At 59.3% G+C, this 22,148-nt stretch carries 19 protein-coding genes; 14 read left to right on the top strand and 5 right to left on the bottom strand.

The window, feature by feature from the left end; translation table 11 throughout:
• Positions 1–71 precede the first annotated feature (71 nt).
• The 8 genes from OU694_RS07745 (at position 72) to OU694_RS07710 (ending at position 7,783) form a co-directional block, all read left to right on the top strand.
• Entirely contained in the window at positions 72–737 is a 666-nt protein-coding gene (locus OU694_RS07745) for a hypothetical protein (RefSeq protein WP_308910408.1), read from the top strand.
• Positions 738–885: 148 nt separating this feature from the next.
• Entirely contained in the window at positions 886–1,650 is a 765-nt protein-coding gene (locus tag OU694_RS07740) for a metallophosphoesterase (RefSeq protein WP_308910407.1), read from the top strand.
• A gap of 31 nt (positions 1,651–1,681) precedes the next feature.
• Positions 1,682–2,935 carry an oligosaccharide flippase family protein gene (locus OU694_RS07735; protein ID WP_308910406.1) on the top strand — a complete coding sequence of 418 codons (1,254 nt, stop codon included), beginning with the start codon at positions 1,682–1,684 and terminating at the stop codon, positions 2,933–2,935.
• Positions 2,936–2,990: 55 nt separating this feature from the next.
• Positions 2,991–3,632 carry an acyltransferase gene (locus OU694_RS07730; RefSeq protein WP_308910405.1) on the top strand — a complete coding sequence of 214 codons (642 nt, stop codon included), beginning with the start codon at positions 2,991–2,993 and terminating at the stop codon, positions 3,630–3,632.
• A complete protein-coding gene (locus OU694_RS07725; protein ID WP_308910404.1) occupies positions 3,629–4,903 on the top strand; it encodes an O-antigen ligase family protein in 1,275 nt (424 codons plus the stop codon). The genes OU694_RS07730 and OU694_RS07725 overlap by 4 nt, the downstream gene beginning before the upstream one ends.
• Complete coding sequence (locus OU694_RS07720) at positions 4,900–6,030, top strand: glycosyltransferase (protein WP_308910403.1); 1,131 nt, start codon at positions 4,900–4,902, stop codon at positions 6,028–6,030. Before OU694_RS07725 ends, OU694_RS07720 begins: the two co-directional genes overlap by 4 nt.
• Positions 6,027–6,866, top strand: coding sequence for a glycosyltransferase family 2 protein (locus tag OU694_RS07715; protein ID WP_308910402.1), 840 nt, complete (start codon positions 6,027–6,029; stop codon positions 6,864–6,866). The genes OU694_RS07720 and OU694_RS07715 overlap by 4 nt, the downstream gene beginning before the upstream one ends.
• Positions 6,863–7,783, top strand: a complete 921-nt coding sequence (locus tag OU694_RS07710) for a sulfotransferase family protein (protein WP_308910401.1) — start codon at positions 6,863–6,865, stop codon at positions 7,781–7,783. Before OU694_RS07715 ends, OU694_RS07710 begins: the two co-directional genes overlap by 4 nt.
• Before the next feature lie 256 nt (positions 7,784–8,039).
• Here the strand turns inward: OU694_RS07710 and OU694_RS07705 are convergent, their stop codons facing one another.
• From OU694_RS07705 to OU694_RS07695, 3 genes are all read right to left on the bottom strand, one after another.
• Positions 8,040–10,214, bottom strand: a complete 2,175-nt coding sequence (locus tag OU694_RS07705) for a copper-transporting P-type ATPase (RefSeq protein ID WP_373460278.1) — start codon at positions 10,212–10,214, stop codon at positions 8,040–8,042.
• A 140-nt stretch (positions 10,215–10,354) separates the two neighbouring features.
• On the bottom strand, positions 10,355–13,468 hold the full coding sequence (locus OU694_RS07700; RefSeq protein WP_308910399.1) for an efflux RND transporter permease subunit: 3,114 nt from the start codon (positions 13,466–13,468) through the stop codon (positions 10,355–10,357).
• Positions 13,465–14,730: an efflux RND transporter periplasmic adaptor subunit gene (locus OU694_RS07695; protein ID WP_308910398.1), complete on the bottom strand. Its 1,266-nt coding sequence runs from the start codon at positions 14,728–14,730 to the stop codon at positions 13,465–13,467. Before OU694_RS07695 ends, OU694_RS07700 begins: the two co-directional genes overlap by 4 nt.
• Before the next feature lie 858 nt (positions 14,731–15,588).
• Between OU694_RS07695 and OU694_RS07690 the strand changes: the two genes are divergently transcribed.
• Both OU694_RS07690 and OU694_RS07685 read left to right on the top strand, forming a co-directional pair.
• The gene (locus OU694_RS07690) at positions 15,589–17,370 is read left to right on the top strand and encodes an SLC13 family permease (RefSeq protein ID WP_308910397.1); all 1,782 of its coding nucleotides are present in this window, start codon (positions 15,589–15,591) and stop codon (positions 17,368–17,370) included.
• A gap of 193 nt (positions 17,371–17,563) precedes the next feature.
• On the top strand, positions 17,564–18,331 hold the full coding sequence (locus OU694_RS07685; protein ID WP_308910396.1) for a glutaredoxin family protein: 768 nt from the start codon (positions 17,564–17,566) through the stop codon (positions 18,329–18,331).
• A 3-nt stretch (positions 18,332–18,334) separates the two neighbouring features.
• Here OU694_RS07685 and OU694_RS07680 read toward each other — a convergent pair whose 3' ends face one another.
• Together OU694_RS07680 and OU694_RS07675 are read right to left on the bottom strand one after the other, a co-directional pair.
• Complete coding sequence (locus tag OU694_RS07680; protein WP_308910395.1) at positions 18,335–18,952, bottom strand: malonic semialdehyde reductase; 618 nt, start codon at positions 18,950–18,952, stop codon at positions 18,335–18,337.
• 35 nt (positions 18,953–18,987) lie between these two features.
• Positions 18,988–19,974, bottom strand: coding sequence for an amidoligase family protein (locus OU694_RS07675; RefSeq protein ID WP_308910394.1), 987 nt, complete (start codon positions 19,972–19,974; stop codon positions 18,988–18,990).
• Between the two features lie 165 nt (positions 19,975–20,139).
• Here OU694_RS07675 and OU694_RS07670 point away from each other — a divergent pair, with 165 nt between their 5' ends.
• The 4 genes from OU694_RS07670 to OU694_RS07655 all read left to right on the top strand — a co-directional run bounded on the left by OU694_RS07670 (position 20,140) and on the right by OU694_RS07655 (position 22,136).
• Positions 20,140–20,835 (top strand): gamma-glutamyl-gamma-aminobutyrate hydrolase family protein, encoded by a 696-nt coding sequence (locus OU694_RS07670; RefSeq protein ID WP_308910393.1) that lies wholly within the window; start codon positions 20,140–20,142, stop codon positions 20,833–20,835.
• A 16-nt stretch (positions 20,836–20,851) separates the two neighbouring features.
• Positions 20,852–21,418, top strand: coding sequence for a type 1 glutamine amidotransferase domain-containing protein (locus OU694_RS07665; RefSeq protein ID WP_373460276.1), 567 nt, complete (start codon positions 20,852–20,854; stop codon positions 21,416–21,418).
• Between the two features lie 91 nt (positions 21,419–21,509).
• Complete coding sequence (locus OU694_RS07660; RefSeq protein ID WP_308910391.1) at positions 21,510–21,692, top strand: DUF1328 domain-containing protein; 183 nt, start codon at positions 21,510–21,512, stop codon at positions 21,690–21,692.
• 54 nt (positions 21,693–21,746) lie between these two features.
• On the top strand, positions 21,747–22,136 hold the full coding sequence (locus OU694_RS07655) for a hypothetical protein (protein WP_308910390.1): 390 nt from the start codon (positions 21,747–21,749) through the stop codon (positions 22,134–22,136).
• The last annotated feature ends 12 nt before the right edge of the window (positions 22,137–22,148 follow it).

The raw sequence follows: 22,148 nt of genomic DNA, 5'->3' as shown, positions 1-22,148 counted from the left end.
AACAGATTCTGGAATAAAACTGGTATCGACGTTTTATACGCTGGTCTGAGCACCCTGTCGGGAGGAAAGTCATGAAACTTACCTATTCTATCGCCGTCGCATTCGGCTTTGCGCTTACCTCCCTTGGTGCGCTACCTGTTATAACGCCTGCAGCGATGGCGCAAGCTGCCTCTGCAAGTATGGAAGAGCGGCAGTTGCAGGCGCAGCTCATTGCGCTTGCCCAATCGGGCAACACTGCCGCGATCCAGCAGCTCGTTGGTTCCAAGATTGCGCAGGGCAAAGGAGCGATGGTTGCGAGCGTGGTGAAGGCTATCGCCACAATGGGGCAAAACCTTGCGACAGTTGACCCGTCAGGTTCGGTAGCACTGATTTCTATGGCTGTGACGCTTGCAAGCGACCCGGCTCTTGCCAGCGCGTTTGCCAGCGCGGATCCAACACTTTCAGATGCCGTGGGGGCAGCCGCTGCAAACGCTGCCTATGCAATGACAAACACCAATCCGGAAAGTGCAGCGCGCATTCAGACTCTTGTGGCTTCGATTAACAACGGCCCATTGCAGATGGCGTACGTCAATGCGAACGTCGGTGGTGGCAGCAATACGCAGACTGTGCAAACTGCGCAGAATACGCAGCAGACGGTAGCTAGAGTTGTTCGGGTGGTAACGCAGCCGCGGCCCAATACGTCGGCAGTGCCGGTAGTCCCCGAGCCCAATCCTGATCAGAGTGGTTCGCCGACCTGACCTGGCGCCAAAGATTGCGAAACTCATGTGGACCCCGGTATGTGCCGGGGTTTTTCATCGGAAGGGTGCGGTGCAGCCGATTGCGGTTGGACATATGAAGCCTTACAAAGGTTTCAGTAACTGATCGACAGGCCATTGGGGAGCCCGAATGAAAACCTTCTGGGGTCGTTTGAGCCGGAAGAAAACTATACCGCCGCGTGACTGGGCCTTGCCTGATGGTGTGATTGCCTATGCAATCGGCGACATTCACGGACGGCTGGACCTGCTGCTGCCGCTGATCGCCAAGATCGAGGCCGACCTCGACTATGCCGAGGGGGTGAAGGAAGCCTATCTTATCCCCCTTGGGGATTATATTGATCGCGGCTTTCAGTCGCGCGAAGTGATCGACTTTTTCGCGGCATACAGTCACCCGAAGCTGAAGCTGGTCCCTCTTGTCGGCAATCATGAACTGATGCTGTTCGATTTCCTGCGTGACCCCGCAACAGGCCCGCGCTGGTTTGCCGTGGGGGGCAGGGCAGCGTGCCAAAGCTATGGGGTGCCGGTGCCGGTTGAAGTGCCAGATGCAGTGCTGGCGGATACGGCAAAGGCACTGAAGGCCGCTATTCCCAGATCGCATACAGACTTCCTCCTCAGCCTGCAGCTCGAATTCCGGTTGGGTGACTATTATTTCGTCCATGCGGGCCTGCGCCCCGGTGTGCCGCTTGAGGACCAGAAAGTCACCGACAAGCTGATGATCCGCGATGCTTTCACGCAAGGTGATCACGGGTTTGACCTGTGCGTCGTGCACGGGCACACGGGTGTCAATGAAGTAACGATGGAAGCCGGGCGGATTGCAGTCGACACGGGCGCCTTCGCCACGGGCAAGTTAAGCGCGGTCGGCCTGATGGGCACCGAACGCTGGATCATTGCATGATCGGCGTGCGTCGGGTGGGTGGGCATTTCCTATGATGAAGGCGCTCGCATCCGTTTCGGCTGTGTATGTGATTGGCGTTCCGCTCGCGCTCATCGTCAACATCGTGCTGGCCCGGTGGTTGCCCGTGGAAGAATTCGGGCAATATAGCTTTGCGATCGCAGCGGCGACGTTTCTGGCCGTGCCTGTTTCAGGCGGTTTGCCCCTTCTCCTGACGAGGGAAGTTTCGACAAGCTTGCTGGCCGGGAACGCGCCAGTCTTTCAACGGGTCCTGACCACGTCGCTGGTGTGGGTGGGGGGCGCGTCGCTGGTGGTGATCCTCGGGGCACTCATCTTCGGGACGTATATAATGCCGGGGCGCTCGTCACTGCTGATGATGGCGGCACTCATGGTCCCGGCCTTGGGTCTGATGGCTGTGGGGGAAGGTGTCCTGAAAGGGGCCGGGTTCCCGGCTCTGGCAGAGGCCACCCGGCAACTTGCCGTGCCGTCGATCCTGATCGTTGCGGCACTTTGGCTATTGCAGGGCGCAGTCGCCGAAGCAGGCGTCATGCTGCAGTTCAATCTGCTGGCCTATCTGTTTGTCGGCCTTGCCGGTTTATGGATCGTCATGCAGGTCTCGAAGTTTCCTGTACGCCCCTTATTGCCGGGCCGGGCGCACCTGCAAGCCTGGGGGCCGGCAATGCTGTCATTCGCGCTGATCAGTGGCATGACCATTCTCAGTACCCAGTTCGCCACGCTGCTTCTTGGCCTCTTAGGCAATGATGAACACGTTGCCTATTTGCGGGTGGCCGAGCGGGGCGCGCTGCTGGTGGCCTTTCCCTTGATGATCATTAACGCCATCATCGGCCCGCGGATCGTTGAAGCCAACCGGGCAGGGCGCCCGGCGCTTCAGGCGCTGTCGCGGCAGTCTGCACGGCTGACACTTGCACTTGCGCTGCCCGTTGCCCTTATACTCATTTCCCTCGGCAAGCCCCTGATCGGGCTGACCTTTGGGGACGATTATGTTGAAGGTGGCTATTTGCCGCTGGTGGTCCTGAGCGTGGGGCAGTTGCTCGGCGTCGCCTTCGGGTCGCCGGCGCTTATTCTTATGATGACGGGACATGAGCGGCTCGGTGTCAGGGCACAAGCCACCGGCCTATCCATGATGATGGTGTCGGTTACCGTACTTGCGGTACTTTTCGGCGCAGACGGCGCAGCCGTCGGTATCGCGATCGGGCTGGTCATGACGAAGCTTCTTGTTGTTTTGGCCGTGCGGCGAGATCTTGGCTTTCTGCCGGGGGTGATTTGATGGCGAAATATAATGAACGGCAGGTCGGGCCGCAGGCCCGAAGGGGACGCCACAAATGAAACGCCGGGTTAGGCCAGAACATATCGCCATGCTTGTCCGGGGGCTGATCTGGCAGGTGCTTCACCTGCGGTTCGATGCCATCATCCTGAAGGGCCGGGGCGCGCGCATCTGGATCGACCGGAAAGTAAAGCTGCAGGGCATCGTGAAAATCGGCGACTTTGCAAAGCTCGACCTGCGCTATACGGCAAAGGGGATAATCCGGTCCGGCTTTTCGCTTGGGGATTACAGCATCTTCCGCGCATCCGGGAGCCCGGCATTCACTTGCCAGAATGTCGAGATCGACGAGAATGTTACTTTCGGGCCCTACTGCAATATCGGTGGCGGCTTCGGCCTTGTGATAGGGGCTGATGTGATTGCCGGTCCTTATGTGTCGGTCCATCCTGAAGAACATGGCCTTGCGACTGACCGGCCCGTACGGGAACAGGCGATCCGGGGGCGCGGGATCCGTATCGGCAATGATTGCTGGCTTGGGGCCAAATCCACCGTGCTGGATGGTTCTGACCTTGCCGACGGTACGGTCCTTGGCGCTAATACGGTTCTTGCGGGTGCCCAGACAGACGCGAACTGTATCTACGTGGGCATTCCTGCGCGCTTCTTGCGGCAGAGGGAAATGGCTGACGAAGGGACCCCCGTATGAACCGCCTGCTTCTACCCGGGCTGTTGCTGATCATCGGGTTGTTTCCGAGCGCTTATTATTTCCCTGTGCTGATTGCGGTTGCTGTCGGGCTCTTTCTCCTGCGGGGTGGAAAGCTGCCGGTCCCGGCTTTCCGGCCTCTCGCGCCGCTTGCGCTGCTTGCTTTGTCGGGTTTCCTGTTCGCTGATTGGGGCCCTGCATCATATGACGTTCTCAAGGACGTCTGGTACGTTTCAAAAGTCATGCTTGTCGCTTTTGTCGGCCTCCTGCTCGGACTTCTGTTGGCAGTGGACCGCAACTGGCTCAGGCAATTCACCCGGGTTGCCTTGGTGCTGTCCGCGGTCAATGTGTTTCTGGCGGTCCTTGACCGGAACATTGAGACAGCGCGGCACCTTTCTTATGTGGCTGTTCTGCTGACCCCCTTCATATGGCGCTATTATCAGGGCAGGGGGATCCTAGAGCAGGTGGTCAGGATGTCCCTGCTGGTACTGGTTCTGGTGATGATCGTCCTCAGCGGCTCGCGCACTGGTGTGCTTATCCTCCTGGTGTCTTATCTGGCCGTGAACCATGTGTTGCACACACAGTCGCGCTTCCTGGTGACGACACTGGCGCTTGGCATTTTCATGTTCCTCGTGGTGCCGTTGCTGCCGCAGTATGATTTCGCAAATATCACCTTCTTGGGCAAAATTCAGAATGCCCTCAATGAAATCACGTTTGAAACGGGCGACGACCGGTTGCGGATGTATGCCAACTGGCGCGGGTTCGAAGCCTACCGGGCCTACCAGACCTGGATATCAGGATCGTTGCCGGAACAGATTTTCGGGATGGGCTTCGGGACAGCGATCGACCTTGGGCATTCCGTCGCTTACGGCGATTCCGAAGACGTCCGGTCGCTGCCTTTCATTCACAATGCCTATTTTACTTTGCTCGTGAAAACCGGGATTGTCGGTGTCGTCGCGATCATTGTTTTCATGATCTATCCCTTCCGTCTGCCCTATCTGACGCACACGGGCCACGACTACGTTCTTTCTCAGCTTGCGCGCGCCTCTGCAGTAACGCTGCTGATCACCACCGTACTGATTTCGGGCCCGCTTAACCGGGAAAGCCTGGATGGGGTGCTGCTGGTGTGGGGTTGGAGCTCGGGGGCGCTGATACGGATGATGTTGGCGGCCCGATACGCGAGCCGACGGGCAGCGATGGTCACAGCTGAGGCTCAGGAACGGGCGGCAGGGCCTATTGCCGACGGTTCGGGGCGTGGAGCGCGGCCTCGATGAGCAGGTCCGTCACTGTCTTTGTGGATTGTCATACGTTTGACGCCGGGTGGCAGGGTACGACAACCTATCTTGCCGGTATCCTGAACGCGCTGCCGGGTGCGATGGCCGCAAAGATGCCGGATATAAAGCTGAGGCTCGTTTGTGCCGCTGAAAGTGCAGACAATATCCACCGGTTCCTGACGGTGCCCTTTGAATTTGCCCCAATCCGCACCGGTTTTTTATGGCGGAACGCGGTCGATATCCCACGTGCGCTTCGCCGGACCGGGGCAGATGTTGTCCTCAGCCAGTATATCCGGCCTTTCGCGGCACCATGCCCGACGATCAGTGTCATCCATGACGTCCTGTTCCTTGACTTCCCGAACAGCTTTTCATGGAGCTATCGCACGCTGCGCCGTCTGCTCTTCGGCTGGTCCGCCCGGCATTCAACGCGTGTCTCCACCGTGTCGCGCTATTCTGCGGGCCGCATCGAACACCATTTCGGGGTTTCGGCAGATACTATCGCCGTTATCGCGAATGCTGTTGACCCGGTGTTTCTGCAAACCCCAAGGGTGGTGGAGGCAGATGCAGGACCCTTGCGACTTCTGTCTGTGTCGCGGCTGGAACGGCGCAAGCGTCACGAATGGGGTATCCAGGCGCAGCAGATGCTGACGGATACCGGGATCGACAGCGAATACACGATCATCGGCAGTGGCGTCGGGGAGTATGCTGCGCAGTTGCACGCAGAGGTCGCCCAGGCCCGCTCCGTAGGGCTGAAGGTCGATATTCGCGCTGGTCTGTCGTCCGCTGATCTCGCCGCCGTTTATGCCAGTAGCGACCTTCTCCTGTTCCCGTCGGAAGCTGAAGGGTTTGGCATTCCGGTCATCGAGGCTGCTGCCGCCGGGCTTCCGGCGATTATCTCCGATGGCGGCGCCCTTGCCGACTTCAGGAGCAAGTTCGCGGGGCATACATTCCCGGCAGACGACAATCAGGCTTTTCTTGCGGCAGTTCATTCCGCTTCCGAAAATATTAAAACATTGCGTGCTGAAGCGGCAGCAAAGCGAGCCCGGATAGGGACTGACTATTCATGGGATGAGGCGGCCGGGGCCTATGCGGATATGATCCTCTGGCTCACTGGAGGCAAGCCATGATCTCGGTTGTGACCGTTTGCCATAATTCAGCGTCCCGGCTCGACGGGTATGTCGCCTCGTTTCTTGATCATCATGCTTCGCTGGCAGGTCGAGACGTTTTCGAGTTCATCTTCATCGAAAATTCGGGAGATATCAGCACCGAAGACCATGCCGAGGCACTGCGGCAAGCCGGATTCACGGTGACCGTGAAAATGGCAGAGAATCGCGGATTCGGAGCCGGCTGTAATGAAGGTGTGGCGCTGGCGAAGGGCGAAACGATCGCCTTTATCAATCCTGACGTCGCCTTCCAGACCTCGCTTGCCCCCCTCGCGGAATCCTTCGCTGGCAATCGTTGGGGAACGGCGTTGCAGATATCCCATGAGCGCGGCGTGAACACGTTTGACCTTAGACCTGAATACAGGACACTCCTGACTGATCTTGCGCGGCCGCACCGCTGGATGCACCGGTGCCCGCCGCTCCTTCGCTTCGCCTATCCTGTCGGGTCTTTGTTTGTGGTTTCTCGTGCCGCGTTCGATGCTGTCGGGGGCTTTGATGAACGGTTTTTCCTTTATTATGAAGAAGTCGAACTGAGCCGCCGGCTTGTCGAAAAATTCGGGCCGCCGCTTTTTTGTCGGGACGTGAAAATTCTGCATGAAGGCGGTGCCAGCAATCCTTCGGTCGACTTCATGCTCAGGGAAGAAGCCCGCAGTCTCATCCTTTATAGCGAGATTATCGGAAAGCCCGACCTGCCACATCGCCGTCTTGCCACGATGCAGGTCCTGGCACGTTTGCGGCCAAGTCTTGCGGTCCGGGTCGACTATCTCGCAAAGGCCTTGGCTGAAAGGCGCGGTGCATGATGGAAGGTGCGATCAAGCTCGATTTCCTAGTAGTCGGTGCCCAGAAAGCCGGGACGACGGCGCTGCACGAAATGCTGGGCGCCCACCCGGATATTGCATTGCCGAAGATCAAGGAAACGCACTTTTTCAGCCATGCTGAACGCGCAACTCTTGGACGCGACTGGTATCTCAGCCAGTTCAATCGGTCGGCGGCGACACGTTTGGTTGGCGAAATTGACCCCGAATATATGTATTGGCCCGAAGCAGCCATTGCCATTCGGGCGGGCAGCAGTGTGCGAAAATTCGTGTTCATCCTGCGTCATCCTGTCGAGAGGGCCTATTCTCATTTTCTCATGAGCCAACGCCGGGGGTATGAAACGTCGGATTTCCATACCGCCCTCAGCAATGAGGCAGGCAGGCTGGCTGGCAGCGACGCCCTATTCGCGCATGATAATTGGAGCTATGCGTCACGCAGCCTCTATCACCCGCAAATCCAGCGATTTCGGGATGCCTTTCCGGACGGGGATTTTCTGTTCCTTCGCTCAGATACGCTCAGTTCGAGCGGATATGATCGCATATGTTCTTTCATCGGTACAAATCCACATCGGACGGCCGGGCAGGCGTCCCTGCGTGCCAACATCGCCAGCGCACCGCGCAGCAAGGTCTTGCGGGATATTCTTTATGCGCCCGGGGGCAAATCGGCTTTGCGAAAAGCTGTGATGCGGCTTGTCCCCACGCGGGTGAAGTGGTGGGTTTTCAAGAAAATCGACAGGTTGAACGAAAGAAGCATTGAAGGCCAACCGGACGCAAGGGCTGCGACTATACCGGTTTCGGTGCTTCGTGCCATGGCTGACGACCTGACGCTTGTACAGGAAAGCACCGGGCTCGATCTCGCTGACTGGCTGGCCGATTTGCGAGGTCGCATAAGCGCAGCTTAGGCCGGCGCTCCTGAGCAACTGGGTCGATTAGACCGTGAAAACACTAGATGTCAGAGCAATAAGATTGTGCGCCAAATTTGCGCCAAGTGCTTATGACAGATTGAGATAATTAATGGCATGGTGCCGGTGGCAGGCGCCAATGAATTTAAGTTGTTTATTATATTGAAGTATTTTTGTTTTTCCTTGTGCCTGTTGAGGCGCGGTCGGTCTGTCAAGGATCATCGCTGAATATGTTGATCAGATCAGTTTGGCTTCATCAGATGCTTGTTTTGCGCAGGCGCAGCGCGTTCGCGACGACGCTGAGGGATGAAAGTGCCATTGCCGCTGCTGCGATCATTGGTGACAGCAGGATGCCGAATACCGGATACAGGATGCCGGCCGCCACAGGCACACCGGCGGCGTTATAGATGAAGGCAAAGAACAGATTCTGGCGGATGTTCGACATGGTCGCGTGGCTGAGCCGTCGGGCTTTAACGATCCCCATCAGGTCACCCTTCAGGAGGGTGACGCCGGCGCTTTCGATTGCTACGTCGGTGCCCGATCCCATCGCGATACCAACATCGGCGGCAGCAAGGGCAGGGGCGTCATTTACGCCGTCGCCCGCCATCGCGACGATCTTCCCGTCCTTCTTGAATCGCTTGATCACGTGGCTTTTCTGGTCGGGCAACACTTCGGCCTCAATCTCCTGAATGCCAAGCTTCCTTGCGACCGCTTCGGCTGTGGTCCTGTTGTCGCCGGTCAGCATGACGATCGCGATACCTTCCTTCTGAAGTGCCCTTACCGCCTCCGGCGTGGTTTCCTTTATGGGGTCCGCGACGGCGATGATTCCGGCGGGTTCGCCGTCCACGCTGATAAAGATGGCGGTGGCGCCTTCGCTGCGCAGCTTGTCTGCGTCACCATCAAGCTCCCCCGTGCTGACGCCCTGTTCGCCCAGAAAACGGCTATTGCCGAGGCAAAGACGCCGCCCATCAACTTTGCCAGTCGCCCCTTTGCCGGTTGGTGCGTCGAAATCACTGACACCGGGCAGGTCAAGCCCGCGTTCATCCGCAGCCGCAACGATGGCCGCGGCGAGGGAATGCTCCGAAGCGCGTTCAACCCCGGCAGCCAGGCGCAGAAGTTCGTCTTCGTTCCAGCCTGCTGCAGTTACAATGCGCGTGACCTTGGGCTTGCCTTCGGTGAGTGTGCCGGTCTTGTCGACGACAATGACATCGACCTTCTCCATCCGCTCAAGGGCTTCGGCATTCTTGATCAGGACGCCAAGCCCCGCGCCGCGGCCGACCCCGACCATGATTGACATGGGTGTGGCGAGCCCGAGCGCGCAAGGGCAGGCGATGATCAGCACGGCAACGGCGGCGATCAGGCCATGGGCCATGCGCGGTTCCGGACCCCAAAGGCCCCACGCGGCGAATGCCAGAAGGGCAATCAGAAGTACCGCAGGCACAAACCAGCCTGCCACCTGATCCGCCAGGCGCTGGATCGGCGCGCGCGAGCGCTGGGCCTCGGCCACCATCTGCACGATGCGGGCGAGCATGGTATCGTGCCCGATCTTTTCGGCCTTCACCACAAGGGCACCTGTCTGGTTCATGGTGCCGCCGATGACCTTGGCTCCGGCTTCCTTGGCAACCGGCATGGATTCGCCCGTCACCATGGATTCGTCGACGGAAGACCGGCCTTCCTCGACCGTGGCATCGACCGGGACTTTCTCGCCGGGGCGGATACGCAGCCGGTCGCCCACCTCGATTGCGTCAACCGCCACTTCCTCATCCGAGCCGTCGGCGCGCAGACGACGGGCAGTCTTGGGGGCAAGGTCGAGAAGGGACCGGATCGCCCCGGAGGTGCGCTCCCGCGCCTTCAGTTCCAGCACCTGTCCGAGAAGGACAAGGACGGTGATCACCGCTGCTGCCTCGAAATAGACGGCAACCGTGCCGTCCGCATTCCGGAAGGCCGCTGGAAAGGCGGACGGTGCAACCGTCGCGACAAGGCTGTAGGCCCAGGCAATGCCGGTTCCCATAGCGATCAAGGTGAACATATTGAGGTTGCGGGTGCGGACCGACGCCCATCCGCGTTCGAAGAAAGGCTTGCCTGCCCAGAGGACGACAGGCGTGGCAAGGGCGAGCTGGATCCAGACCGACATATGAGGTGGCACAAGATCATGCAGCGCGGGGGCCAGGTGAGCGCCCATCTCCAGAATGAAAACCGGCAGGGCGAGGATGAGCCCGATCCGGAAGCGGCGGGTCATGTCCTTGAGTTCCTCGCTCTCTCTCGCTTCTCCGGTGCTCAAATCCGGCTCCAGCGCCATGCCGCAGATGGGGCATGCGCCGGGATGATCCTGACGGATTTCCGGATGCATCGGGCAGGTCCAGATTGTTCCCGGTGGCACCTCCCTTTCGGATGGAGCATTGCGGCTTCCGTGGCCATGGTGGGCATGCATTCCATGATCGCTATCGTGGCTATGATGGCCGTGGTGCTCGGTGTGGTCCTGCTGCTTGGTCATTCTGGTCTCCGTCAGGTCATTGATGGCTGATGGAAGCGCGCGGATCGGGCATAGCATACCATCCGCGCGCCGGTTTTTCAGGCCCGGAGCCGCCGTCCATGAACGGCGGCATAGATGGCGGGGATGACGATGAGGGTGAGAAGGGTTGAGGACACCATCCCGCCGATCATCGGCACGGCGATCCGCTGCATCACCTCGGCCCCTGTGCCAGTGGACCAGAGGATGGGCAAAAGGCCCGCCATGATGGTGGCAACCGTCATCATCTTCGGCCGCACACGACCGGCTGCCCCTTCCATGATGGCGCCGTCGAGTTCGGACCGGTTCAGCAGGCGTCCGGCCTTGGCCGCCGACTCTTTCGCCTCGGCGAGCGCCTGATCGAGATAGAGAAGCATCACAACCCCGGTTTCGGCCGCGACCCCGGCGAGTGCGATGAAGCCCACGGCTGCTGCCACGCTCATGTTGAAGCCCATCATGTCCATCATCCACAGGCCCCCGGCGAGCGCGAAGGGGAGCGAAAGCATCACGATGAGCGCGTCGGTGAGCTGTTTGAAATTGAGGTACAAGAGCACGAAAATAATGAGAAGCGTAACGGGGATCACCCAGGCAAGCCGCGCTTCGGCCCTGTCCAGATATTCAAACTGGCCGCTCCAGACCACGCTGTACCCCGCCGGCATGTCGACCATCGCGGCAACTGTCTGGCGGGCCTCAGTCACATAGCCGCCAAGATCGCGGCCCCTGAGGTCGGCATAAACATAAACAACAGGCTGACCGTCCTCAGTACGGACCATCGTGGGGCCGCGCGAGCGCTCGACAGTCGCGATCTCGCCCAGCGGAATGGCCGAGCCATTCGGCAGGCTGACAAGCACATTGTGCGCGATGGCGTCGGGGTCACCGCGCAGTGCCTGAGGATAACGAAGAACGACATCGTAGCGTTCCCGGCCCTCGACTGTCGTGGTCAGCGCCTCGGCGCCGATTGCCATCGCGATCGTGCCCTGCACCATATCCATGCTGAGGCCATAACGCGCCATCTTCCGGCGGTCCGGCCGGATATCGATGAAGTAGCCGCCGTTGACCCGTTCAGCGTAGGCTGAGGTCGTGCCCGGCACCTTGCGCAGTGCTCCTTCGATTTCGGTTGCCAGATGTTCGAGCGTGGCGAGATCCGGCCCGAAGACCTTGACACCGACGGGCGTGCGGATGCCGGTCGACAGCATGTCGATCCGCGCCTTGATCGGCATCGTCCAGGCGTTCGACACGCCGGGGAACTGCAGGGCATTGTCCATCTTGGCGATCAGGTCATCAAGGGTCAGACCTTCACGCCATTCATCCTGTGGCTTCAGGTTTATGACGGTCTCGAACATTTCCATGGGCGCTGGGTCCGTTGCCGTTTCGGCCCGGCCCGCCTTGCCCCATACCGATTCCACCTCCGGGAAGGTTTTGATGATGCGGTTCTGCGTCTGCATCAGCTCGGCTGCCTTTGTCACCGAGATACCGGGCAGGGTGGTGGGCATGTAAAGGAGCGTGCCTTCATTCAGGTTGGGCATGAATTCCGAGCCGATCCGCCCGGCCGGAATGGCGGTTACGGCGAGTATGCCGAGTGCGGCAAGGATCGTGACGAACCGCGCCCTCAACACCAGCCGGATGACGGGCCGGTACACCGCGATCATGGCCCGGTTGAGGAAGTTTTCGCCTTCCGGGGCGATGCGGCCCCTGATGAACAGCACCATCAGGGCCGGTACCAGAGTGACCGACAGGATGGCCGCTGCCGCCATCGCGAAGGTCTTGGTGGCGGCGAGCGGCTTGAAGAGCCGGCCTTCCTGCGCCTCGAAGGTGAAGATGGGCAGGAAGGAAACGGTGATGATCAGGAGGCTGAAGAAAAGTGCGGGTCCAACTTCCTGCGCGGCCCTGACAAGCGTTTCGATGCGCGGCGTGCCCTCGGGGGCATGCTCTAGCCGCTTATGGGCATTTTCGATCATGACAATCGCCGCATCCACCATCGCGCCGATGGCGATGGCGATCCCGCCGAGGCTCATGATGTTCGACGGGATGCCGAGGAAATACATGGCAGCGAGCGCCATCAGGATGCCCACTGGCAGGGTGATGATGGCGACAAGGGCGCTCCGGGCGTGCCACAGGAAGATGAAGCAGACGAGGGCCACCACGATGCTTTCTTCCGTCAGCGTGGAGACAAGTGTCTGGATTGCCCGCTCGATAAGGCTGGAGCGGTCGTAAACGCTGACGATCTCGACCCCCTCGGGCAGGCTTTTGGCGATGCTTTCAAGCTCGGCTTTGGCGTTCTCGATCACATCAAGCGCATTGGCGCCCTGCCGTTGCAGAACGATGCCGCTGGCGACCTCGCCTTCACCGTTCAGTTCGGCAATACCACGCCGTTCGGCCGGCACCAGTTCCACCCGCGCCACATCACCCACGGTGATCGGGGTACCGCCTGCGGCCCTAAGGACGATGGATTCCATATCCTCAAGGCCGGTCAGATAACCGCGGCCCCGGATCATGAATTCTGTTTCCGAAAGCTCCAGCGTGCGGCCGCCGACGTCGCGGTTGCTGGCCTTCACAGCGTCGCTCACCATCTGCAGCGTGATGCCATATTGCTTCAGGCGTTCGGGATCGACGACGAGGGCATATTGCCGTACGAACCCGCCGACACTGGCGACCTCCGCCACACCTTCGGCGCGGGCGAGGCCGTAGCGGACCTGCCAGTCCTGCAGCGAGCGGGTTTCGGCAAGGTTCAGGTCGTCTGCCTTCAGCGCATATTGATATACCCAGCCGACCCCCGTGGCATCCGGCCCGATGCGCGGTGTGACACCATCCGGCAGGCTGCCCGATACACCGTTCAGATATTCAAGAACACGGCTGCGGGCCCAGTAAAGGTCCACCCCGTCCTCGAAAATCACATAGACGAACGACACACTGAAGAAGGAGAAGCCCCGCACCACCCGCGCCTTTGGTACATTGAGCATGGCGGAGCTGAGCGGGAAGGTGACTTGGTCCTCAATCACCTGCGGCGCCTGTCCCGGATAATCGGTGACGACAATCACCTGCGTGTCTGAAAGATCGGGGATCGCATCAAGCGGCAGGCGCGTGACGGCGTAAATACCCACAAGGAGCGCCATGAAGGTGGCGATGAGGACAAGGACGACATTCCGCGCCGACCAGGCAATGAGGCGCGCGATCATTGATCGTCTCCCTTGGCGGAAAAGGCCGCGAGCGCCGACTGCAGGTTACTTTCGGCGTCGATGAGGAAGGTGCCGTGGGTGACAACCTCTTCGCCTTCATCAACCCCGTCGCGGATTTCAATCAGGTCACCCGCCCGTCCGCCGAGCGCCACATCGCGGGGTTCGAACACGCCTTCGCCGCGCGACACGAACACGACCTGCCGCTTGCCATCATCAATGACTGCAGCGGTGGGCACGGCGGGCACCGGATTGGTGCTCAGTTGCACGGCGATCCCGGCATGGACAAAGAGGCCGGTTTGCAGGGCACCATCCGCATTCGGTACCACGACCCGTACCCGACCCGAGCGCGACGCCATATTGATATCGGGATAAATGAAGCTGACCTTGCCCTCGAACGCCTCTTCGGGGCGCGAAGGCAGCCGCAGGGTAACGGGTTGGCCCTTGCGGATATGGCCAAGATCTTGTTCTGGAACCTCGATTTCGGCCCATAGCGTGGAAAGATCGGCAATCTGGAACAGCGGGGCACCGGCCGCGAAGCGCATGCCATCCATTGCCGGCTTCTGCATCACCGTGCCAGCGGAGGGCGCATTCAGGGTCACGATCCGGCTGCTGCCGCCATTTTTGGCAATAGCGGCGATATCGGCGTCAGGGATATCGAACTGGCGCAGGTTATCGGCGGCGAGCTTGGCTGTACGGTTGCCCGTCTTGAGAGAGGCGAGGTCTGCCATTTTCCTTAGCACATCGGGGCTTTCGATCCAGACGGTCATCAACGGCTCACCGGCCGTAACGCGCTCGCCCGTTGTGCGCACCTTCAGCTTGTTCACGAAGCCGTCGAACTTGGCGGTCACCACCGATACAGCGGACTCGTTCATCGCAAGCGTACCGGCGCCGCGTATCGTGCGGCTCAGGATGGTGGTACGTACAGGTTCGGTGCGCACGCCAGCCCGCTGCACTTTCTCGACTGCGACCTTGATGGTGCCCTCCGCCGAGGCTTCATCGGCATAGACAGGAATATAATCCATCCCCATCTCATCCTGTTTCGGGACGGGGGAAATATCGGGTAGCCCCATGGGGTTGCGGTAATAAAGGATGCGGCGTTCACCGTCCGAGCCGGTATTGGATCGCGGCTCGCCGTCTGCAGCAGTATCATGCTGCATGAAAACATGTTGAAGGTGCGGTAGCGCGAGGCCGATACCGATGCCGGCAAGCACCAGAATGGCAAGGGTCGCGGCTCGCCGTGGCCGCTGATGGGAACTGGTCATGGAATGACTCCGGGGTCGTCAGACAAAACGGGATGAAGCTTCACGCCACAAGGGCAACGGAAGCTTCAGCGGATGATGTCAGACAATCCTCGGAGGTCGTTTTAAGCCGGAAGTGGCATGGCCCAAGGGTACATGCGCCAAAAGGCGGGAATAGGTAGCGCTCTTTGCGGGAACATACAGGTGCGTCGGTTGCGGTAGCAAACTCGGGAACGAAGTCGCAGTCGGGCATTGGACAGCCATGACGCAGCGTCCGTCCTCCATGCGGCAGTCATCGCCGCACGGCTGGGTACAGTCAGATGCATCCATGGTCATGACCTGCGCATCCTGCGTCGGCGCAGGGCTAGAAGCTGCAACAGGAAGAGGGGTGGTTGTCACAATAACGAGCGACGCTGCAAGGATGATCCATGCAGTCATAATAGCTCTCAGGCCGCTGCCGATATGTGCAATGAATTTGCGCATGCCGACATCGTACCAGACGCTTCGCACATGTCTTCTGACAATTCTGTTATGGGGCAAAGTGACGCAAAGGCGGCGCCATGGCGCAGCTAATTTGCCGCTTACAATCATTGTGAAACTAGCAAATTTCGTGCGCCAACCTTGCGCCAAGTGCTTGTAACTGATTGATATAATTATTACTCTGGTGACGGCAGTGGGCGACAATGAATTTAAGTTATTGATTTAATTTATATATTTTACATTTTCTGTTGTTCCCTTCTGGCGATTTTAACCGCTTCGAACGTTGATGTGGCGTGCCGTTCTGATGCCTTATCTACGAGGTTTTGGGGTATCAACACATATGTTGTTGAGGCTCTCAACGGAGGGCTTTACACCGCCCAAGACGAATGCGACGCTTGCCGCATGTCCATGGATCAAATCAGTCTTTTCATCGTGCTTGCCGGTGTCTTCGTGTTTTTCGCATGGGGCCGTTGGCGCTACGACATTGTGGCCATTAGCGCCCTTTTGGTCTGCGTGCTGATCGGCATTGTACCCTCTGACACCGCCTTCGAGGGATTTGCCCACCCGGCGGTGATTACGGTGGCGGCCGTCCTGATTATCAGCAAGGGGCTGGCCAACTCGGGTGCAATTGATCGCGTCGCCCATATTGTGGTACCGCCCCTCAAAAGTCTCGCCGGACAAATCGGCGTCATGTCGGGTTTTGCCGCCGCCCTCTCGGCGGTGATGAACAATGTGGCAGCGCTTGCGCTTCTGATGCCGGCCACCATTGAAAGCGCGAAAAAGGCGAACCGGTCGCCAGCACTCTTGTTGATGCCCCTATCTTTCGGCTCAATCCTCGGGGGATTGATCACCCTGATCGGTACGCCGCCCAATATCGTGATCGGTCATTTCCGGAACGACGCGCTCGGCGCGCCCTTCTCGATGTTTGATTTCACCCCGGTCGGGCTTGCGGTGGCCATAGTGGGCATTGTCTATCTGGCGCTTGTCGGCTGGCGGCTGCTGCCTCGGGAAAGACAGGCCAAATCGGCACCGGACGAGCTGTTTGATGTGGGTAACTATCTGGCCGAGGTGCTGGTGCCCGAAGGCTCGTCAGCAGTCAGCATGCGGCTGGCAGAGCTTGAAGAAATTGCCGAAGCCTGCGATCTCAGCATTGCCGGAATTGTGCGCAACCACAAGCCCATGCTGCGGCTGCCCAAATCGGCAACAATTCTGGAACGGGATATTCTGTTGCTGGAAACGGGCCCGAAGGAACTTGACAAATTTGTCCACAAACTTGGGCTCGAGACAAAAGGCAGCGCCGACAATGGCAAGGGCCTTTTTGCGTCTGATGACGTGGTACTCGTTGAAGCCGTGGTTTCGGCCGACAGCCGCCTGATCGGCCGCGAAAGTGGTGAGCTGCGGTTAAGGTCGCGGTACGGCATCAACCTGCTGGGGATTTCGCGCCAGGGCCAGACCATCCGAAAACGTCTTCACAAGGTTGTCTTCCGTTCGGGCGATGTTTTGCTGCTTCAGGGGGATGCCGACGGCATTGCAGACACGATGGCGCGGCTTCGGATTTTGCCACTGGCAGAGCGCGGCTTTCTGATGGGAAAACGCAGCCATGCATGGATTGCAGCGAGTTTGCTCGCGGGCGCAGTGGCGCTTGCGGGGCTTGGCGTCGCAAGCCTGACCGTTTCCCTTGCACTTGCAGCGCTTGGAATGGTGTTGTTTGTTATAGTGCCGGCCCGGGATATTTATGAAGCGATTGACTGGCCCGTGATCGTGCTGGTTGCTGCCATGATTCCGATCGGAGGGGCGCTCGAAACAACAGGGGCAACGGTTCTGATCACCGAAAGTATCTTGAGCCTGTCGGGCAGCCATTCGCCGGCCTTCATCCTGACGCTTCTGTTCATTGCGACGATGACGCTATCGGACCTGATGAACAATGTGGCGACAGCGGTGATGATGGCACCCATCGGCATCGGTCTGGCGTCGGCGCTGGATGTCAACCCCGACAGCTTCCTGATGGCCGTGGCGGTTGGCTCGTCCTGCGCTTTCCTGACCCCGATCGGACACAAAAACAATGCGCTGGTCATGGGGCCGGGGGGCTATCACTTCGGGGATTACTGGCGTGTCGGGCTGCCACTTGAACTGCTCATCACTGTCGTTGCCATACCGATGATCCTGTGGGTCTGGCCACTTTAGAGCTGCAGCCGACTGCGAGCAGGTACCGCCTCTAGCCAGAACGCATTGCAAGGCATTTTCGCTCGCATGTTGTATCTCATGCGGTGTCTGCGAAAGCTCACTTGCATCCTCTTGAGCTCGATATGATCCGGAGCTATTGCCGCTTCCAGTCGTTGGTTCCCCTGTGCTCGTTATAACAGCCAAGGGAAAATCCATGTTCGAGCAGGATAATGATCAGATCGCCAAAAAAGCAGTCCTCTACCGGATGGTCATGCCTGACCATCTCTGCCCCTACGGATTAAAGTCCAGATGGCTGTTGAGACACCATGGCTTTGAGGTCGAAGACCATCACCTGACGACGCGGGAGGAGACGGAGGCCTTCATGCGTCGCCACAATGTCGAGACAACCCCGCAAACCTTCATCAGGGGCAAGCGGGTCGGCGGCTACGATGAGCTTCGCGCAATGTTTTCGGATGATGAGACGAGGCAGAACGGCACGTCCTATTGGCCGGTCATTGTCATTTTCTCCACATGTGCCCTGATGGCGATTGCGGCCAGTGCAGCGGCCACGGGGCTGCTTGTTTCAGGGAAAACAATCCTTTGGTTCGCAGCCTTCTCGATGTGTGTTCTGGGGATTCAGAAGCTGCGGGACCTTGAGAGCTTTTCGACAATGTTTCTCCAGTATGACCTGCTGGCGCGCAGGTGGGTCCCATATGCCTTTGTATATCCGTTTGCGGAAGCCGGCGCGGGCGTCCTGATGGTTGCGGGCGGGGTTTTCGGGACGCTTGCGGCGCCGATAGCGCTCTTCATCGGCGGTGTCGGCGTTGCTTCGGTCTTCAAGGCCGTTTATCTGGAGAAACGTGACCTGAAATGTGCCTGCGTTGGCGGCGATTCCGATGTGCCGCTCGGTTTCATTTCCCTGACGGAAAATCTGGTCATGGTGGGCATGGGGCTCTGGATGGGTCTCTCCTGGCTCGTTTGAGGGTCAGGCGACCCGACAAGCTTCCTTGAAGGAAAGGCGCGTGTTGCGAGGGGTGAGCGAGTCCTTCCGGCCATAGCCCAGATTGCAGAGGAAGTTGGATTTCCAACCCGTCTCGGCGAAGAAGGTTTCGTCCAGCGTCTTGTTGTTGAAGCCCGACATCGGGCCGCAATCGAGCCCGAGCGAACGGGCGGCAAGGATCAGGTAGGCGCCCTGCAGCGATCCGTTCCGGAGAGCATTTTCATACGTGAAATCGGGATCTTTCGAGAAATAGGCTTTCATGTCGGCCTGTCGGTACAGGGTCGGCATCTTCTCATAGAAGCGCGGATCATAGGCGACGATAACGGTGCAAGGTGCACTCATCGTCTGCTCGACATTGCCTTTGGCAAGATGGGGACGCAGGCTTTCCTTGCCGGCCGGTGTTGCCACGAAGACAAAGCGGGCAGGGCAGCAATTGGCCGAGGTGGGGCCAAGCCGCAGCAGATCATAGAGTGTTTGCAGCGTTTCCGGGTTTACCGGTTTGTCGCGCCATTCGGCGTAGGTTCTGGCCTCTCGGAACAACTGATCAAGCGCCGGGGCGGGCAAGGGGGTATCGGGATCGCGCAAGTCTGCCATGCTGGTCATTTCGGTGCATCTCCATCGTTGGGGAAATTTACCGATCAACGCGTTGGTGCAAGCCCGGTTCCTGTAACGGTGCCGATGAAATTCGCAATTTCTTCGGGCGCCTTCGGATAATCACCCATTGCCAGAAGGTCGGCCATGGCCTTGTCGTCTGCCGCCAGTCGCTCGACAAGCACCCAGCGGTTCCATTCGATGGCAACGGACCAGTCTTCACTTTCAAGCCGCGCTTCGGGCAGCCGGTAATGAAAGGTTGGCCGCGACTTGATCCGGGGATCGTCGATCCGGCTGCTAACGAGGTCCCGGTCGATATGAGCGAAAAGGGGCAGGAGGTCGAGCTCCCGATTGCGGGTGTCGTTATGGTCAAGATAGTCGCAGATCAGTTCCTCCATCGAAGGCTCATAGTCGGCGCGCACCACCAAGGAGCCGTATTCGTCGGGGAACGGGTCGATAAAGGGTAACAGGCGGCGGGACAGATCAAGCCCGACCTTTTCGCGCAGCCATGGCGACAGGAAGAGATAGGCCTGCAGGGTGGGCAGGATATCGCCCACCTCTGTGCCGCTGACTTCGGGGTTCAGATGCAATCCGAAGGCATGCAAGGGGTTGCGGTGGCCGTCTTTGGCGCCCGCCTTGTGAAGCTGATTGCACAGGCGGTCCATCTCGCCGATATCGGCCATGGCAATTGGTGGGCCGACAACTTCGGTCGGTACCAGATTTTCGCTAAGCTGGCCGACAAACTGCCTGAGCCTGACACCGAGGTCTTCGTCCGCCTTCTCGATCATGCGCTGCAGTTCGCTGCTGCCCTTTTCCACATATTGCGTATCAAGCTTGACGTTGAAGTCGCCAAGGGCGGAACCCGCAACTTTCCAGTGGTAAAGATCGACCTGCGACAGTGATCCGCCGAAACAATCCTGTACCACGCCGGCCGCATCCCCGGGGGCAAGCCCCGCAAATTCGATTTCAACGCCGACGCGCCGGGCGTCGCTCCCGGCGGTTGTTTCAATCGGGGGCATCTGGGGTTTTGTCACTGTTCGTCGTCTCCTTTTCCTGTTGGCACGTGAAACTGATCGTCGCAGCCAAATCCGACATTTTAACGGTAGGTTCGCTTTGCCGTTCCCGCAGGTCAGTCATTCGGAACGTCCGCACCGTGGAGGACGTTCTCTTATAACCGCAAACTGCAACAAGGAGATACGGTGCTCAGAACCCGCCCCGTCATCGGTGTTACCTGCTCGGATCAGGGTGCCTGGTTCAGCTGGACTTTCAACCGTCTGGCGGTCCTCAGGAGCGCTGGCACACCGGTCAGGATCACTCCTTCGGACCCCGTTGATATCGACCGTCTGGACGGCCTTGTGGTTGGCGGCGGTGATGATATCGGGGCTGAAATCTATGGTGGCGAATTGCGGCCCAATGTGCGTTTCGACGCCAAGCGCGATGCCCTTGAGCGTGACCTGATCGACAAGGCGCTGGCGCGGGAGATGCCCGTGCTGGGGGTTTGCCGGGGGTCACAGATGATCAATGTGCATCTCGGCGGAACGCTCATTCAGGACATTGTCGCGGTTTACAAACGGGCGCCTCGTGGCCGGGTGCTGCTGCCGCGCCGCCGTGTGATGATTGATCAGGCAAGCAGGCTTGGCAGCATTCTCGGCAGGCAGTCGGTTCGCGTCAATAGCCTGCACCGGCAGGCTGTCGACCGGCTCGGGCAGGGGCTCGTTGCAACGGCACATGACCGGGACGGCATGACCCTCGCGGTGGAAGATCCCTCCCGGCCCTGCCTTGTCGGGGTGCAATGGCACCCGGAATATCTGCCCTGGGACAGCCGCCAGCTGGGCCTTTTCAGGTTTCTCTGCCGGCAAGCGGTGGAACAGGGCGGTTGTGTCACAACAGCATGAAAGGAACAGAAAGATGATGGGTAAAAAGAGACTTTCGGGACGAAGGATCGCTTTCCTCGCGACCGACGGCGTTGAGGAAACGGAGCTGACACAACCATGGAATGCCGCAAGGGAAGCGGGGGCGGAGATCGACCTGATCTCACCGACGCTCGGTTCGATCAGGGCTGAACGACATGGCGAGCCGGGCGAGGCCTTCAAGGTCGACCGCGCCGTTGCCTCGGCAAAGGCGGAGGATTATGACGGCCTTGTCCTGCCGGGCGGCCTTCGCAATCCCGACCAGTTGCGGCTCGACAAGAAGGCCGTTGCCTTCACGCGGGCCTTTTTCGAACAATCGAAACCGGTTGCCGCGATATGCCACGGACCATGGATGCTGGCGGAGGCAGGCGTCCTCGTGAACCGCAAGGTTACCTCGTGGCCAAGCCTGAAGACCGACCTCACCAACGCCGGGGCCAGCTGGGTTGATGCCGAAGTGGTGGTCGATGAAGGGCTCGTCACAAGCCGCAAGCCCGCAGACCTTGATATCTTCTGCGCGAAGATGGTGGAGGAATTCTCGGAAGGCCGCCATCCCGGCCAGGCGACATGAAGGCGACCGCGCATCGGGCATTCCAGCAATGATTGCAACCCTTTTGATCACAACTCGTTCATGAGTTGGGGCGAAAAGAAGGAGATGCCGAATGCTACGCCTGGCAATCACGTTTTTCATCATTGCGCTTATCGCCGCCGTGTTCGGTTTTGGCGGTATCGCGGCTGCGGCCACGGAAATTGCGCAATTCCTGTTCTTTATCTTCCTCGTGCTCTTTGTGATCACGCTGGTCGCCAGCCTGATCAGCGGGCGCCGTCCGCCGCCGCCGGTTTGATGGCAATCTGTGGCATTTGACGATTGAAAACGGCTGACCGGAAGGAGTGAAACCATGGCAAAGCCAGTACAGACAACACGCAAGGCAAACGGCGGGGCGAAACGCCCTGAAGATGTTATTCGCCTGGCAATCGATGCCTTTCTGGCAGAGCAGCAGAAGGCGCTTGCCATTCAGGTCGACGATCTGACGATGGCGATGAAGGCCGCGTCCGGTAGTCTCGAGCAGACAGGGCACGAGAGTGCCGCAAACCTTACCGCCGCAGCGGCGGAAGGGGTCGGTCGCTGGTCGTCCGACATGCTGAAGCTCGATGCCAATGATCTTCTCTGCAAGGTGCAGGAAGGATCGGAACGCTATCCCTGGCTGTATCTGGGAGGGGCTGCCATCGCCGGTGCCGCACTCGCCCATTATCTGAACAGGGCCGGACATGCCGGATCAGGCGACTGACTGGGAGGCCCC

Origin of the sequence: Pseudokordiimonas caeni, assembly GCF_026719705.1 — a bacterium.
Lineage (GTDB): Bacteria > Pseudomonadota > Alphaproteobacteria > Sphingomonadales > Kordiimonadaceae > Gimibacter > Gimibacter caeni.
Note: the sequence above shows the minus strand (reverse complement) of the source record. Positions and strands in the feature narration are given on the sequence as shown.

Bases quoted from the DNA above. Each gene is read 5' to 3' on its own strand.
- OU694_RS07715 (WP_308910402.1), top strand. From the start codon at position 6,027: ATGATCTCGGTTGTGACCGTTTGCCATAATTCAGCGTCCCGGCTCGAC.
- OU694_RS07705 (WP_373460278.1), bottom strand. From the start codon at position 10,214: ATGCATGCCCACCATGGCCACGGAAGCCGCAATGCTCCATCCGAAAGG.
- OU694_RS07655 (WP_308910390.1), top strand. From the start codon at position 21,747: ATGGCAAAGCCAGTACAGACAACACGCAAGGCAAACGGCGGGGCGAAA.
- OU694_RS07690 (WP_308910397.1), top strand. From the start codon at position 15,589: ATGTCCATGGATCAAATCAGTCTTTTCATCGTGCTTGCCGGTGTCTTC.
- OU694_RS07685 (WP_308910396.1), top strand. From the start codon at position 17,564: ATGTTCGAGCAGGATAATGATCAGATCGCCAAAAAAGCAGTCCTCTAC.
- OU694_RS07695 (WP_308910398.1), bottom strand. From the start codon at position 14,730: ATGACCAGTTCCCATCAGCGGCCACGGCGAGCCGCGACCCTTGCCATT.
- OU694_RS07745 (WP_308910408.1), top strand. From the start codon at position 72: ATGAAACTTACCTATTCTATCGCCGTCGCATTCGGCTTTGCGCTTACC.
- OU694_RS07710 (WP_308910401.1), top strand. From the start codon at position 6,863: ATGATGGAAGGTGCGATCAAGCTCGATTTCCTAGTAGTCGGTGCCCAG.
- OU694_RS07700 (WP_308910399.1), bottom strand. From the start codon at position 13,468: ATGATCGCGCGCCTCATTGCCTGGTCGGCGCGGAATGTCGTCCTTGTC.
- OU694_RS07680 (WP_308910395.1), bottom strand. From the start codon at position 18,952: ATGACCAGCATGGCAGACTTGCGCGATCCCGATACCCCCTTGCCCGCC.
- OU694_RS07735 (WP_308910406.1), top strand. From the start codon at position 1,682: ATGATGAAGGCGCTCGCATCCGTTTCGGCTGTGTATGTGATTGGCGTT.
- OU694_RS07660 (WP_308910391.1), top strand. From the start codon at position 21,510: ATGCTACGCCTGGCAATCACGTTTTTCATCATTGCGCTTATCGCCGCC.
- OU694_RS07665 (WP_373460276.1), top strand. From the start codon at position 20,852: ATGGGTAAAAAGAGACTTTCGGGACGAAGGATCGCTTTCCTCGCGACC.
- OU694_RS07730 (WP_308910405.1), top strand. From the start codon at position 2,991: ATGAAACGCCGGGTTAGGCCAGAACATATCGCCATGCTTGTCCGGGGG.
- OU694_RS07725 (WP_308910404.1), top strand. From the start codon at position 3,629: ATGAACCGCCTGCTTCTACCCGGGCTGTTGCTGATCATCGGGTTGTTT.
- OU694_RS07740 (WP_308910407.1), top strand. From the start codon at position 886: ATGAAAACCTTCTGGGGTCGTTTGAGCCGGAAGAAAACTATACCGCCG.
- OU694_RS07720 (WP_308910403.1), top strand. From the start codon at position 4,900: ATGAGCAGGTCCGTCACTGTCTTTGTGGATTGTCATACGTTTGACGCC.